This window comes from Burkholderia sp. BCC1993 (genome assembly GCF_905339865.1).
Classification (GTDB): Bacteria; Pseudomonadota; Gammaproteobacteria; order Burkholderiales; family Burkholderiaceae; genus Burkholderia.
Genome location: NZ_CAJPGZ010000063.1, coordinates 1 through 597, shown reverse-complemented (window position 1 = coordinate 597; position 597 = coordinate 1). Strand labels below are relative to the sequence as shown.

1 protein-coding gene is annotated in these 597 nt (G+C 67.7%); it reads left to right on the top strand.

The features are described from left to right. Window positions 1–435 (top strand): ABC transporter permease (locus U4Y91_RS36575; RefSeq protein ID WP_321809127.1); only part of this gene is annotated, 435 nt, incomplete at its 5' end. Between the last annotated feature and the right edge of the window lie 162 nt (window positions 436–597).

Sequence of the window (597 nt, the reverse complement as noted above, 5' to 3'; positions counted from 1 at the left end):
CTGTCGACGGTGATCTTCGCGATGCCGCCGGCCGTGCGCCTGACGAGCCTCGGCATCCGTCACGTGAATCGCGAGATCGTCGAAGCCGGCCAGGCATTCGGCTGCACGCCGTGGCAGCTGCTGTACAAGGTGCAGTTCCCGAACGCGCTGCCGTCGATCATGCAGGGCGTGAACCAGACCATCATGATGGCGCTGTCGATGGTGATCATCGCGTCGATGGTCGGCGCGGGCGGCCTCGGCAACGACGTGCTCGCAAGTATCCAGCGCCTCGACATCGGCCTCGGCTTCGAAAGCGGTCTGTCGGTCGTGCTGCTCGCGATCATTCTCGACCGCATCACCGAGAGCTTCGGCCGCGCGCCGGGCACCGCGAAAGCACCGCTGTTCTCGGGCCTGAAGCAGCTGTTCCGCGCGAAGGCCGCGCCCGTACAGGCGTAAGCAACCGGCGGCCGGTTCGACTTCCGGCCGCCTCCCCCGATTCGATACCGGCTTCCGTGGCGTTTGCCGCGGGGCTGGCTGCCTGCAACCTGCCCAACCGTTTGCCAGGAGCCCGATGTGACGTCCGCCGCCGCTGCCGCCGTGCCCGCCGCTTGCGTTTCA